The sequence below is a fragment of the Epibacterium ulvae genome (assembly GCF_900102795.1).
GTDB classification, from domain to species: Bacteria; Pseudomonadota; Alphaproteobacteria; order Rhodobacterales; family Rhodobacteraceae; genus Epibacterium; species Epibacterium ulvae.
On the sequence record NZ_FMWG01000003.1, the window covers coordinates 1 to 13,826 of the forward strand.

At 54.2% G+C, this 13,826-nt stretch carries 13 protein-coding genes and 2 pseudogenes; 9 read left to right on the plus strand and 6 right to left on the minus strand.

The annotated features are described in order from the left end of the window. Positions 1-876, plus strand: a pseudogene (locus BLP79_RS04985) (IS3 family transposase); the annotation flags it as partial. A gap of 48 nt (positions 877-924) precedes the next feature. Here BLP79_RS04985 and BLP79_RS04990 read toward each other — a convergent pair. The 5 genes and pseudogenes from BLP79_RS04990 to BLP79_RS05010 form a co-directional block, all read right to left on the minus strand. Continuing rightward, positions 925-1,933, minus strand: a pseudogene (locus BLP79_RS04990) (IS3 family transposase). A gap of 731 nt (positions 1,934-2,664) precedes the next feature. Further along, positions 2,665-3,213, minus strand: coding sequence for a DUF1190 domain-containing protein (locus BLP79_RS04995; RefSeq protein WP_090216970.1), 549 nt, complete (start codon positions 3,211-3,213; stop codon positions 2,665-2,667). A gap of 10 nt (positions 3,214-3,223) precedes the next feature. Further along, positions 3,224-3,634, minus strand: a complete 411-nt coding sequence (locus BLP79_RS05000; RefSeq protein ID WP_090216972.1) for a DUF350 domain-containing protein — start codon at positions 3,632-3,634, stop codon at positions 3,224-3,226. Between the two features lie 37 nt (positions 3,635-3,671). Then, positions 3,672-4,316 (minus strand): DUF2491 family protein, encoded by a 645-nt coding sequence (locus tag BLP79_RS05005; protein ID WP_090216973.1) that lies wholly within the window; start codon positions 4,314-4,316, stop codon positions 3,672-3,674. Then, positions 4,297-5,346 (minus strand): potassium channel family protein, encoded by a 1,050-nt coding sequence (locus BLP79_RS05010; RefSeq protein ID WP_090216975.1) that lies wholly within the window; start codon positions 5,344-5,346, stop codon positions 4,297-4,299. The genes BLP79_RS05005 and BLP79_RS05010 overlap by 20 nt, the downstream gene beginning before the upstream one ends. Positions 5,347-5,526: 180 nt before the next feature. On the opposite strand from BLP79_RS05010, the gene BLP79_RS05015 reads away from it, so the two are divergent. The 4 genes from BLP79_RS05015 (at position 5,527) to BLP79_RS05030 (ending at position 8,326) form a co-directional block, all read left to right on the plus strand. Beyond that, on the plus strand, positions 5,527-5,955 hold the full coding sequence (locus BLP79_RS05015; protein ID WP_090216977.1) for a DUF2170 family protein: 429 nt from the start codon (positions 5,527-5,529) through the stop codon (positions 5,953-5,955). Further along, positions 5,952-6,623, plus strand: a complete 672-nt coding sequence (locus BLP79_RS05020) for a PspA/IM30 family protein (RefSeq protein ID WP_090216979.1) — start codon at positions 5,952-5,954, stop codon at positions 6,621-6,623. Before BLP79_RS05015 ends, BLP79_RS05020 begins: the two co-directional genes overlap by 4 nt. Before the next feature lie 9 nt (positions 6,624-6,632). Beyond that, positions 6,633-7,796 (plus strand): glutathionylspermidine synthase family protein, encoded by a 1,164-nt coding sequence (locus tag BLP79_RS05025; protein WP_090216981.1) that lies wholly within the window; start codon positions 6,633-6,635, stop codon positions 7,794-7,796. A gap of 233 nt (positions 7,797-8,029) precedes the next feature. Next, a complete protein-coding gene (locus BLP79_RS05030) occupies positions 8,030-8,326 on the plus strand; it encodes a hypothetical protein (RefSeq protein ID WP_090216982.1) in 297 nt (98 codons plus the stop codon). Positions 8,327-8,607: 281 nt separating this feature from the next. Here the strand turns inward: BLP79_RS05030 and BLP79_RS05040 are convergent, their stop codons facing one another. Beyond that, on the minus strand, positions 8,608-9,048 hold the full coding sequence (locus BLP79_RS05040) for a potassium channel family protein (protein WP_157843947.1): 441 nt from the start codon (positions 9,046-9,048) through the stop codon (positions 8,608-8,610). 72 nt (positions 9,049-9,120) lie between these two features. Between BLP79_RS05040 and BLP79_RS05045 the strand changes: the two genes are divergently transcribed. From BLP79_RS05045 to BLP79_RS05055, 4 genes are read left to right on the plus strand one after another with little or no spacing between them, the layout of a single operon-like run. Beyond that, positions 9,121-10,368 carry an efflux RND transporter periplasmic adaptor subunit gene (locus tag BLP79_RS05045; RefSeq protein WP_090216987.1) on the plus strand — a complete coding sequence of 416 codons (1,248 nt, stop codon included), beginning with the start codon at positions 9,121-9,123 and terminating at the stop codon, positions 10,366-10,368. A 4-nt stretch (positions 10,369-10,372) separates the two neighbouring features. After that, on the plus strand, positions 10,373-13,426 hold the full coding sequence (locus BLP79_RS05050; protein ID WP_090216989.1) for an efflux RND transporter permease subunit: 3,054 nt from the start codon (positions 10,373-10,375) through the stop codon (positions 13,424-13,426). Between the two features lie 30 nt (positions 13,427-13,456). Beyond that, positions 13,457-13,606: a sodium/glutamate symporter gene (locus tag BLP79_RS19465; protein ID WP_198511970.1), complete on the plus strand. Its 150-nt coding sequence runs from the start codon at positions 13,457-13,459 to the stop codon at positions 13,604-13,606. Between the two features lies 1 nt (position 13,607). Beyond that, a complete protein-coding gene (locus tag BLP79_RS05055; RefSeq protein WP_090216990.1) occupies positions 13,608-13,820 on the plus strand; it encodes a sodium/glutamate symporter in 213 nt (70 codons plus the stop codon). Positions 13,821-13,826 lie beyond the last annotated feature (6 nt).

Genomic DNA, 13,826 nt, shown 5'->3' on the forward strand with positions numbered 1-13,826 from the left:
TATGGGAACCAAGCAACTGAAGGAACTAAAGGGGCTTCAGAAAGAGAATGATCGGCTGCGTCGAGCCGTGTCGGACCTGACGCTGGACAAGCTCATTCTTTCGGAAGCTGCACGGGAAAACGACTGAGCCCTTCGCGTCGTCGTGCCTGTATCGAGCATGTTTGTAGCCAGTTCAGGGTATCGGAGCGGCGAGCCTGTCGTGTTCTGGGACAGCACCGGTCCACATAACGTCGTGCCGGTTGGCCGTGCTGACGAGGGGCGTCTAGTGGCTGATATGATCGAACTGGCTCGCCAGTATGGTCGGTATGGCTACCGCCGTATGCCAGCTTTGCTCAGAGACGCCGGATGGCTTGTGAACGACAAGCGTGTCGAACGTCTGTGGCGGCGTGAAGGGCTCAAAGTGCCAATGAAGCAGCCGAAGAAAGGGAGGCTCTGGCTCAACGATGGCTCGTGTGTTCGTTTGCGACCGGAGTACCGCAACCATGTATGGTCGTGTGACCCTCGCCATTGTCGCTCGAGCCAACGGCGCTATCAATGGCTCGATGCATCATCGAACCGATGACGGGAAAGCGTTCCGAACGCTCAATATCTTGGATGAACACAGCCGGGAATGCCCCTCTCTCGGCAGATTTGGCTTTGCCAAATCGCCTGCCGGGCAACGGGTCGATCCGGGTGAAACGGCAGCTGAACTCGACAGAGGTTATCGATGCGCTGACGGACTTGTTTATCTTGCGCGGCGTTCCTGCTTTCAGTCGGTCGGACAACGGCCCGCTCGCTATTGTCGCTCGGACCAATGGCGCACAAGCTGGCTTCATTGCTCAGGCCGTCCGCGATTGGATTGCAGCGGTCGGCGCTAAGACCGCCTACATTGAGCCGGTAACGAGGCTGGACCTGTTGCGTTTTAGTGTCGCCCCAAGTGCTCGTTTAGGCGACTTTCTTCTCGAAAGCGACTGGGCTTCTCCATCCCAATGCTGAGTGGTGCCGGCGTGGATTTTAGAACCCGTTTATGTAGTTGAAGATTGCCATCTCCGCTGCCCGTCGCGTTGGCCAGGACTGCCTCCAGATCAGTTCGGCCTTGATCGTTTTGAAGAACGTCTCGACGGCAGAGTTGTCATAACAATTTCCCTTGCCGCGCATCGATACCCTGAAGCCGTGCTGGCGCAGGAGTTTGAGATAATCATGGGAGCAGTATTGGCTTCCACGATCCGTATGATGGATGCAGCCCTTGGGCGGCTGTCGCAACGCGACCGCCATCTTCAACGCACGGATCGCCAGGTCGCGTTTCATGCGATTGCTCACGGCCCAGCCGATCACCCGCCGCGGAATGCAGGTCAAGGATCACGGCAAGGTAGAGCCATCCTTCTCGGGTCCACACATAGCTTATGTCACCGGCCCACTTCTGGTTCGGCTGATCCGAACGGAAGTCCTGGTTCAACAGGCTCGGCGCGATGTTGAAGGCGTGGTTGCTGTCGGTCGTTACCTTGTATTTCTTCGATCTCTCAACCCGTATTCCATTTTCCCGCATCAAACGCCCCGCCCGACGGTGGCCGACGTTCAGGCCAAGCTCCTTCAGCTCTTCGGTCATTCTGGGACGGCCATAGCTGCCCAAGCTGAGCCGGGATTGCTCCTTGATGTGGGCTAGAACAACCATGTCGGCCCGCTGTCTTTGGCGCGCGAAGAAGGCTGTGGCCTTTTTTAGGATGTCCCTCTCCTCCTTGCGAATACGGTTCTCACGACGAAGCCGTTCATTCTCACGGGCAAGGACAAGGTCCTTGTCCGAAACCACATCCGTATGGCGATGAGCCGTAACCCATTTGTTCAGCGTCGATAAGCCTACACCCAAATCCGATGCAACTTGCTTGCGTGTCAGACCGCTGGTCAGTGCAATCCGCACCGCATCAGCGCGGAATTCGTCCGTCCGTTTCGTTCCCATAGTTCGTCTCCTTTGCTGCAATAAATGCTATCAAAGGAGCGGCATCAAACCGCGACAGGTCCAGGCTTTACTTTTCAGAGGGGCGAGCTATCGGATTTAGTGCATCTGAGATGACAGAACATAGCCGGACAGCCAACGGGAGCGCCATGTGCTTAGATCGTGACTGGGTTGGATGTTCTGAGTACATGTCCCGGAATGAAGCAAGGTTGATGCATGAAAATGGGTATAAATTTTACAACATAAATAGCTCTGAAACGGCATCACTGAATAGTTTTAAATCAAAGCTTCGGCCCTACGAAAGAATTCGTCTAAGGACTTTTCGGTTGGCAGGCGCGTGACCAAATCAAAGGAAGTATGTCTACAATGTCTTCAGGTTCGGTCCTTCAGGTCACCCGAAGCATTTTGTAGATTGGGCTCTTTGCAGCCGAATGCTCGCGTTGTACTGCCGGTCCAGCGGGGTGAGTGAGACCGGCCATTCGCCATTCTCATCAACAACATGAATTTACAGCGTCTCTCGCGAGGTGCGGCCGTTCGATGCGAATGAACGAATGTTTAGGATTTAGACGGCGAAAGTTGAGTGTGAGCCCAAATTGACTGATGCTGCAAGGCGAGCGAGCGACCGTAATTTCCGGAAAGCGTACATCGCGGAGCGGTGTTGATCGCTAAAGTAGAAAAATTTGGATCTAAAGCGAGAAAACAGCTCTAAAGTCGCTTTGCAAAAACAAAGCCAATCAACTCCCGAACGAACCTGATCTGCTGCCAAATCCGTTTCGTGAAGCTACTGTGGTGCGCGTCTGAATCTTTGGTACGGCGCGGGGCGCATCTGCATTGAATTTCTTGCGCTCAGACGAACTGTATCTCACCGATCTCCCAGAACCGAAATGGATGTAACTGCCACCGGTCATATAGTAACTACGACGTTTCCTATCAGAATAAACCGGGCGCACGGCGTCGCTAAGCGCCATGTTCGCCAAGGATCCTGCAATCAGGTAACCATAGGGGCGCGGCGAGGCATAGTTCAGGTCGCTTTCACATTGCCCAAAACCGTGTTGATCTTCGCATAGGTTTCGCGTGGCGTACCGGGGCGCGGTGCTTTTGTGAATTTCCTCGCCCTTGGTAAAAAGCGGGGCGCAATCCGCGTCAGGGACAAAATCACCTTGAATACATTGGGCCTCGGATGTGTACACTTCCCCTTCGCTGTCCGGCGCGGGATCACAGGCGCTGAGGCTCACCGCAGCCCCTGCCATGGCGACCAGAGTGACCGATTTTGAACGTTTCATGTCAGCCTCCTCAATAAGTCATGCAAGCTGCATTAAGCAGCCCTACAGTGATAGACAAACCCGCCAGTTTGGTGCTGACAGCCATTTCGCCGCGTGAGATGCGTTCGGCAACCAGCGGATAGAAGCGACGGAAGATTTGATACACAAGAAGCTGAGCAATACCTGCAATAGCGCCCCACAACAGAAAATCGATAAAACTGACGGAGTTTGCCGTGGCACTGGCCAAGGGCAATGCAAAGCCGACAAAAGCCGCGCTGAACACCAGCGAGGCCGCGACATTGTTTTCGCGGATCTGGGTCACCTCATCGACCGGTGTCATGCGCATATAAAGCCACATGAACACCAGCAGCATGACGATGCTCGTCCCAAAGTAGATCAGGAAAGGCACCACACCAGAAAGATAATAAAGAAGGTCGGTCATTGGAAATCAAAGCTCCTTTGGGCCTTGCGAAGAGGTGTCAGGTCAACAGACTGTGTTGCGGCAGGCTGCGGCCAATCATGAAAGAAACGGCACGCTCACCATTTTCGGGCTCTTCCATATTGACTAACAGCATGTCGTCACGCCCATCAGATGCGATGCGCGCAAACAGCATGGCGGATTGGAAAATACGGGTCGGGTCGGATTGATCACGGGCCTCGCGCACATCTTCCCAATAGGTCACAGGAGCCTGGGCGGCAGGGCTGTCGTTGAACCATGCGCGTTCAAATTCAACAGTGCCGGTATCTGTGTGCAAGGGGTACTGCGGCTGGCGTAGGCGGCTCAGGTGATCTTTCCAAGCTTTATCACTGGTTGGGTATTGAACGTCATGAAAATACCACAGCATCAACTCGTCCACGCGGGTATCGGCATGACCGTCGCCGCCTTGCACCTGCAGCAGAAACCGGTCGTCATCCGGGTAAAACCGGTGCAGGAAAGACTGCTCGCCCAGATCACAGGCGCCTTGCGCGGTCACCATCAGATCCGTCTCAGGACCGACAAACAGACTGTCATCGGGAAGCAGGCGAAATTCCATTGTGTCCAACCGGATCACACGGCCAATGGTCAGGCCCAGAACCTCGGGGGTGGCGGGGGCTTTGTCGCGTTTAAGCCACGATCGAAACATCTCCACCTCCTGCGGCTGTCTGTATCACCTTGGCCGTCATCCGGGCTTTGGAAAGGTAATAAAACGCGCCACCCGCCCGCAGAAGTTCGGGATAGGGGCAGAAAGAATAGTCGCTTTCATCGGGTTGCGAGACCGCAATGAGGGTTGCATCTAGCGTCGTCAGCGCCTGCTGCAAGGTCGCAACCTCCAGCGGGTTCTGGGTTTGTGCCGAATAGATAGTCACCCCAACATTGGCGGCGGAGAGGGCCATCAGGATCTGCCCGGCTCCGGGATCTTGCGCGGCACGCACCAGCGCCTCGCTGGTGTTTGCGACCACGGTTTCCACGCCCGCAATCCGCGCCGCACGGTGTGCCGTGTCCCGGTCTTCAAAAAATGCCGCTACATGGACGCTTTCGTTTAACTCGCGAATGGCAAGGCAGGTGTTAAATGTTTCTGCGTCGCTGCCTGCGCACACAAGTGCCTTCTGTGCCTTGGGGATCCCGGCACGTTTCAGCGGTGCGAGCGCATCCAGCCGGTCCGATTTCACCAGATAGACCCCTTCCGGCACATCTGCGTCCGCCACCTTGGTCAGCAGAACGATTTTGTCGTCCCCATCGTCGCCGGCCACGAGGTTTTCGACCATCAGCGGTGTTTGTTCGCGATGATAGCCGACTATGACAGTCGCACCGATCATCCGTTCATAGTTGCCATGCCCGTCGGCCATGCGCCTAATCCTTTCGATCATCGACCCGGCCAGTCGTCCAAGCGCTGCCGAGAAAATCAACAAGGCTCCAGGAAAGAACCAGAAAGCCGCAACCAGTTTGCCTGCGTTTGTCTGCGGCGAGAAATCCCCGTACCCCACCGTCGACGCGGTGGTCGCCGCGAAATAGACATAGGTCACGAAATTAGCTGTCAAGGCTGTTTCCCCAGCCAGCCAGAAGAACCCCCACGACAAAGTAAAAAAGGCCAAGCACAGGAGCACCAATATCCAAACGCTCAGCTCAAGCAGCTCGTGGTAGAGTTTGAAAAACAGCCTAGACAATACCGGCAAAATGCACTTCCAAATAATCTAACAGCCTGGAAAAAGACTGGTTTTCGACGAACTTGCCATAAGGGGATTGCCGTTTCAACACTTGAATTGGACGCGTAGTGTGGCTAGCTGTTCTGGCATATTGCCACGCGCATTTGAGCCAGCCGTTTGGGCCGACGAATATGGAGACAAGAGGATAATATGACGCAGACTTGGACAGTCGACTCGCTGATGGGCGCGCTTCAGGCGGCCGACGGCTTTGAATGCACCCGATCAGAAACAGCCCCGGATGTTCTTGTGGCCACCGTTGAGGCCGAAGGGGATTTCCCGATCCATGTGTCCATTGGCTCCGGGCAGATCCTGTCCGCTGCGATCCTGTGGCCCCGCGACATGCAGGATGACTCGGAAGCGTTTGAAGCCATGATGCTGTGCTCTCACAAGGTTCTGCTGCCCCTATCGGCACTGTCCGTCGACACTATTGACGGCCGTGAATATTACGAGCTGTTTGGCAGCATCGCCCAAGGCAGCAGCCTTGATGATATTCTCACCGAAATAACCACACTTGCCCAAAACGCGCTGGAACTGGCGCGTGAACTCGGCCCCAAATCCTTATCGGGAGATGCACAATGAGTGTCTGGAGCAAACTGGTCACCGCCTTCAAAGGCAAAGCAAACTCTGCTGCCGAGGCCGCAGTGGACTCAAATCTGATGACCATTCTCGATCAGGAAATGCGCGAAGCAAAGCAGGCCATTTCCAAGGCCCGTGACGAAAAATCCCGCATGTCGGCAAACCGGGTTCTGAAGGAAAAATCCGTGGCGGAGCTGATGTCCGAGATCGAGCGCCGCACCGAGGCAGCCCGTAAGGCCAAGGGGCAGGGCGACGAAGCCCTCGCGGTTGAAATCATCGAAAGCGTTCTGAAACTGCGTGACAAAGCCGAAAGCGAACAAGCGCTTGCGGACCAGTATCGTCAGACCGAGGACGGGATGGATCAGGCCCTGCGCCAATCGCAGACGCGGGTTGAGACCCTGCAGCGGAAAATCGAAACGGCTAAGGCAAACGAGGCACTGATTGCCGCGCAGAAGGCCTCTTCGATCAATACCAACAGTTCTGACACAAAGCTCGCCAACGCCATGGACAGCCTCGAACGGCTAGAACAACGTCAGGCGCATCAGCAGGCCATGCTGCAAGCCGCAGACGAAGAGACCCGTCAGCTGGACGGCAGCGACCTAGAAGACAAGATCAAGGCGCTGGAAAACCCCAACCGGAATGATGTGCAAGCCATTTTGTCCAAACTCTGACCCGTCCGTATGAAACGTATCTTTCTGCCGGAGCGGCCGGACTGGAAACAGCAGGCCGAAGCCTTGGGCTTCGGCTTTCATAGCATGTATGGTGCCCCCTATTGGGATGAAAGCCGAGCCTATGCGTTCACCCTCAGAGAGATCGAGGACAACTTAGAAGATCCAAGCGAAGCCCTATGGAAGATGTGCCTGGAGCTCGTTGGGCATGTTGTTGCGGATCCTGCGCTTATGTCTCGCATGTCCATTCCCGAAGCCTATCACGACTGGATTACAGAAAGTTGGCGTCGCGGAGATCCGTCGCTTTATGGCCGGTTTGACTTTCACTACGATGGCACCGGCCCGGCAAAAATGCTAGAGTTCAATGCTGATACACCCACGGCCCTTTACGAAACCGGGTTCTTCCAGTGGCTGTGGCTAGAGCAGCAAATTCAGGCCGGTGTTCTGCCCGCAGACGCAGATCAGTTCAACGCCGTACAGGACCAGTTGATTGCACGCTTTCAGGCCCTATTTTCGCCCGGTTGCGACCTGCATTTTGCGTGCGTCAAAGGCAACGATGAAGAGCGCGCCACCGTACAATATCTTCAGGACTGCGCTCAGCAGGCCGATTTGCACCCTCACTTTGTCGCGGTCGAAGACATCGGTGTCGATGGCAAAGGGCAATTTGCCGACACTAACAATGTGCTGATCCAATCTCTTTTCAAACTGTACCCTTGGGAGGACATGCTGCGGGAACGTTTTGCCGTTCACCTACCGACCGCAGAGATGCAGTTTCTTGAGCCCCCCTGGAAAGCGATTTTGTCCAACAAAGCGTGTTTGCCGCTTTTGTGGGACATGTTTCCCGGGCACCCGAACCTGTTGCCCAGTTGGTTCGAAGAGGACGCCCCGACCGTCGCTCTGGAAGCCCCCCATGTGGTGAAGCCTTTCTTCAGCCGCGAGGGGGCAAATATCAGCCTGCGTGGAATTTCAGATGGCGACGTGACCACGGGTGGGCACTACGGGGCCGAAGGTCGGATTGTCCAGGCTTACACCCCGGCGGCAACGTTCGAAGACGATCACGCGATGATAGGATCATGGATTGTCGGAGACGTTGCCTGCGGAATTTGCATCCGGGAGGACAAAGCGTTGATCACACAGGATCTTTCACGTTTCGTACCTCATTTCATTGCGGAATAACGCATTGTTTTTGAGGTCGCATAGACACCATCAACCACTGTCCGTTTGATGAACTCATTCTTGAAGCTGACAGGAACGTTTTGATTTGGAATGACAGTGGCCTCAGTGTCTGTTTAGGCATAACTGCAGTCATTTATAGTCTAATTATGAAGGGCAGCTTTGTCCGCGCCTGAGTTGTTGAAAAGGGCGCGGCGAAAGTACGATCTCAAATCGAGGCTAGAGCAAATTCGTCAATGGCCGGTCTGATGTCTCACCGCCGCGTGCGCGAACAATTGCTGCGTCAGCAAAAGCCGAGTGTGCACGTGTCCAATTCGTCCGCAACCAAGTTTTACGTTCAGGCCACAGCGAAATTGCCGTTTGGTTTAGCGCTCCAAAACCGATTGGAATTGACCGCTATAGGTACCGTTTATGCCATAAATTGGCAATTATATGATGTGCGGCCTGAAATTTTAAAAATTTTTAAATCAAAATCAGTGCCTTACGGGTTGCTTGATTTGATGCAGATCGTAGTCGGCACTGTTATGCTGTAATGATAGCAAAGTTTGGCACTTTTCCGGACTGCGGACCTTCGTCCCCTGCGCGGCGAAATCTGAATCTGGGCTTAGTCCGTGAATTCGATTTTCTCGCTGCGTGTGCACTCAGCACGAAAATCGCTGCTGATTCTCGGTACAACACGGCAGAGATCGCGGCCATTGGTTCCTCGCGCAGCGATAACTTCGATCGCAATTCACAGGCTGCAGACATTGCGGACGTTGGGGCTCTTCTTATGAATGACCGCACGCTCTTAACCGCTGCCGTTGGCAGCACATTTTCAGTGATCACCAAATTTTTCTGGTAGGACTTTTGACAATACGCCGATCAAAAATGCGGTGCTGATGCCAAACGTCAGCAAACCAGTGATCGCGCAGAACGTTGCTACGATGCGAGAGCCTTCACCTAAGACAATATCCCCATATCCCAACGTCGTATAAGTGACGGTCGCGAAGTAAAAGCTTGTGCCAAAGTCTGGAAGATCAGCAATCAGTAAAAACACAGCTGCCCAAGTCCAGATTTGAACCGTATGTGCTGCGAGGATAACGCCCAGCGTCAGGAGTAAGAACACAATGCCCCGGCGAAGAGGGTGCCTATCATCCGGAATGAGGCCAGCCAACCATTTGAACAGCGGCAAGCTCAGCGCGACAGCCACAACATGGATCACTGCGCTTAAGGCGAGAAGGCCTGAGCCAAAGAGTATCTGTTGTAGGTTGCTCACAATGCGACTTCCAAATGTCCACGATTTCTTGCAGTGTTACTGCAAGTTGAGCCGGTTTGGGGAGCAGTTTCTATGAAGTCGTTTTGCAGTATGTTGGGCTTAGTCATCGCGTCCATGGTCGTTCCAACGGCGAGCAGTGCACAAGAGCAAACAATCCGACCGGCCAAAGTTGTGGATATCAGAGCCAGTGATACGATGGTTTCCAGGCGGTATCCGGCATCAGTTTTACCATCACGGGAGATCGAGCTGACGTTCAAGGTGCCTGGTCAGGTGATTGATTTACCTGTTCGGGCCGCGACCACTGTCAAGACGGGAGATGTCATTGCCCAAATCGACAAACGCGATTACGAAAATCAACTCGCCACGTTGCAAAGCCAGCGAGATCAAGCGAGCGCGGAGCTGGACGCACTGAAAGCAGGTGCCCGTGCGGAAGAAATCATCGCATTGGAAGCTGCAGTCGAGGCGGCTCAGGCACAAGTGGATCAAGCACGGGAAGCGCTCGTGCGGGCTGAGACGCTTCTGGATCGTGGCGTTGCCACACGCGTTCAACTGGAAGGCGCACAGGCAGAGTCTCGCGTTGCCGAAGCAAATCTTCGAGCTCAGCAAGAACAATTGCGTATCGGGAAATCAGGAGGTCGGCCAGAAGAAATCGCAGCGGCGGAAGCTGTCATTCGTGGTATCGATGCTCAGATAAAAGCCGCTCAAGATGCTTTGTCAGATACAACTTTGGTTGCCCCCTTTGACGGAATCATCGCGCGCCGGGACATAGAGAATTTTTCGAATGTTCAGGCCGGTCAGAGTATTGTGCTTGTGCAGGGGCTCGATGTTGTTCACCTTGCCTTTGACATTCCTGGCCCAGATGTGACGCAGCTAACCCGCAACGGACCTGACACCATCTCGAACATGGCTTTCTTCGATGCATTGCCGGGGCAAGAGTTTGAAGCGGAAATCGTTGAGTTTTCTGTTCAGGCAGATAGCGCGACCCAGACTTATCGTGGCCGCGTTGCGGTCGTTGTACCTGAAAATGCGGTGATCTTGCCCGGAATGGTTGCAAGTGTAGTGGCGTCGACTGAAGGCGCAGGCGCCCAAGTATTTGCTCCGTTGTCGTCGATCGCTTCGAAACCAAACGGTGACCCTTTTGTGTGGGTTGTGAATGGTGACGGCCTTGTCTCTGAGCAGACTGTCAAGCTTGGGGAAGCAAGTGGCGCAGATGTGGTGATCACGGATGGTCTGTCTGCAGGCGATGTCGTCATCGCTGCTGGCGTCAGTCAAATTGTTGACGGCATGACTGTTCGTCCCATCCGTCAAGTCGGGAACTAAGACAATGGACCTCGCTCGTTTCGCACTCGAAAAGCGGCTGATTTCTTATGTCGCAACACTCTTGATTCTCTTTGCAGGGTACTTCGCCTATACCGTTCTTCCGCGCTTTGAGGACCCGGAATTTGTGATCCGCCAAGCACAGATAGTTACACCCTATCCTGGTGCTTCAGCTGAAGAAGTGGTGGAAGAAGTCACCGAAGTCGTGGAGAACGCGCTTCAACAGCTACAAGGCGTCCTAGAGGTGCGCTCAGTTTCTTCGCCAGGGCTCAGCACAGTAACGGTCGAATTCACGATTGCCTCGACGCCAGACTACGCTGAACTGAACCAAAAGTTCTCGCAGATGCGCTCGAAGATTTTGGACGCGCAGTCTCAATTGCCGCCGAACGCATTGGCGAGCCAAGTGTATGACGACTTCGGAGATGTTTACGCCCAATATTACGCAATCACTGGCGAAGGCTTCACAATTTCAGACCTGTACGAATACGCAAAAGACTTGCAACGCGAATTGGTCACCGTTGATGGGGTGTCCAAAGTCGTCTTGAACGGGGTGCAGGACGAGGTGATCTATGTTGAGTATTCTCCTGCGAGCTTAACCGAATTGGGCCTTGCATCATCACAAATTCAACAACTGCTAGAGGGGCAAAATCTCGTTACACCTGCTGGGTCGGTAAAAGCTGGATCTGCCCGTTTGTTGGTCCGCCCGGAAACCGCAGTGGGGTCCATTGAAGCCATCGAGGCGCTGCTCATAACAAACGCTCAGACGAGGACGTCCTTCCGGCTTGGTGATATCGCGACGGTCTATCGTGGGCTCAAGGAACCTGCGTCGTCGTTGCTCTACCGTAACGGACAGCAAGCGATAGGATTGGGAATATCAAATACATTGGGCGGCAATGTTGTGAACATGGCCGAAGCTGTGAATGCGCGCATTGCAGAGCTTGAAGCTGAGCGGCCCATCGGTATCGACGTTGCTCCAATCTCGGATCAAGGCTCCAGCGTGAAGGCCTCTGTCGATGATTTTGTGGTCAATGTCGTGGTGGCTTTGGCGATTGTGGTTGGCACTCTGCTCGTCTTCATGGGCTTGCGTTCCGGCATCCTTATGGGCGGCATCCTACTTGTCACTGTGGCAGGCACGCTGTTTGGCATGTACCTTTACGGGCTAGATATGCAGCGCATCTCGCTTGGCGCATTGATCATTGCCCTGGGCATGTTGGTCGACAACGCCATCGTCGTTGTCGAGGGAACCCTTGTACGTGTTCAACGAGGAGAAGATGCATCGGAAGCTTCCCGCGCTGTGGTCAAACAAACAATGTGGCCGCTTCTCGGCGGTACGGTCGTGGGTATTCTTGCCTTCTCACCCATCGGGTTCTCGCCGGATAACACCGGCGAATACGCAGGCAGCTTGTTTTGGACAATTGCCATTGCGCTCTTGTTCTCGTGGCTCATCGCTATCTGGTTGACGCCGTATTACTGCGCGGTTCTGCTCAAGGCGGGCAAGGCCAACACGGATAAATCAGAGAATATCATGCTGCGCGGGTATCGTAGCCTCCTCGTATTCGCCATTCGTGTGCGGTGGCTTACTGTGGGTCTGGTTTTGGCGCTGTTTGCCTCAGCCATTGTGATGTTTAGCGCGGTGCCTGCCGGGTTTTTCCCATCATCAACACGTGCTCAGTTTGTGATTGATTACTTTCTGCCGCAAGGCACTGATATCAGTCGCACGGAAAGTGACGTCCTAGAAATCGCCGAGTTCGCGCGAGGGCTTGAAGGTGTCACAGGCACCAACACCGTCGTCGGTGGCGGGCATTTGCGCTTCATGCTGATCTACGAGTCCGAGAACAACAATGCGGCCTACGGTCAGGTTCTTGTCGACGTCGAAGACTTCTCGGCCATCGATGGGCTGCGGACAACGTTACAATCTCACATTGACGGGAACTATCTGGAATCTAATGCCAAGGTCTGGAAGTTTGTGCTTGGGCCGGGAGGTGGTTCGAAAGTTGAAGCACAGTTTGTTGGTCCAGATGCAGAGGTCCTGAGGGACCTTGCTGGACAAGCTAAAAGCATCATGTCAAATGCTGGTGCAGTTGCGGTCAAAGACGACTGGCGAGAGCAGTTGCAAGTCGTTCGGCCTGTCATCAACAATGAAAATGCGCGCAGGCTTGGGCTGACCCAAGGCGAGATATCCAACGCGATCTATGGTCACCTCACAGGTACAACGCTGGGTGTCTACCGCGAGGGTGATGAGTTGCGCAATGTGGTCATGCGACCCGTGGAGGCTGCGCGAAACGACGTGGCTGAGATGCGCAATATTCAGGTCTTCAGTTCTGCAGCCGGCGGCTATATCCCTATCAGCCAAGTCGTTGACCGCTTCGATATTGTATTCGAGGCCGGAAACCTGAGACGCATCGACCGGGCGCTGACCATCACTGCGCAAGCCGACAATGCACCAGGCGTTCTATCTGGCGATTTGTTCGATGCCGTAAAGGCACCGATCGAAGCGATCCCATTACCACCGGGCTACAGCTTTGAATGGAAGGGAGAGTTCGGCAACAGTGCGGAAGCGAATGCGGGCCTTGCATCCACCATGCCCATTGGGTTTGGAGCTATGTTCTTTGTCGTCCTGTTCCTCTTCAATGCATGGCGTCAGACTATCATCATCTGGCTGGTCGTACCTTTGGCGCTCATCGGCGTGATCTATGGCCTTGCCGGAACGCAAACGCCGTTGGAGTTCATGGCCATTCTTGGTGTGCTGTCATTGACTGGCATGTTGATCAAGAACGCCATTGTGCTGATTGACGAAACGGACAGTCAGATCGAAGCAGGCAAGGCACGCATGTCCGCTGTGGTGGATGCTGCCGTCAGCCGCGTGCGACCAGTCTCTCTGGGTGTTCTGACCACGGTGCTTGGAGTTGTGCCACTACTATGGGACCCGTTTTTTACATCGTTGGCGATCGTCATCATCTGCGGCCTGAGCTTTGCGACCATCCTGACGCTCATCATCGTGCCAACACTCTATTCGATCTTTTTCAATGTGAGGCAGAGCGAGGCCGATACACCTGTTTGAATGCTCATATTTGAATGAAGGCTGGGTTCGGTGAGCGAAATCGCCATACCGGCCTTTATTTTCGTTGCGCTTGGGGTTGTCGTTTTCTTTCTGGGTGCGTTTCTAACCCGCAAAGTGTCTTTCTTGGGCGACTACAATATCCCTGAACCTGTGTCCGGTGGCCTAGGATCACTCTTTTGACTTGGATATTTTTGCCTTGACCGGCACTCAGATTGGGTTCGATTTTGAGGTCCGCGACTATCTCTTGGTCGTACACATCGCGATTCTGACTGGCTATTTTCTGCGCCTCGTCATTCTTGAAGATGGTCTAAAACTGCCGCTCTTTGTGCCTTGCCTTTTGGTTTTAATCGCAATGCCCAATACCGTTCGTTGCCTCTTTCTGTGGATCACATAGCTTGCC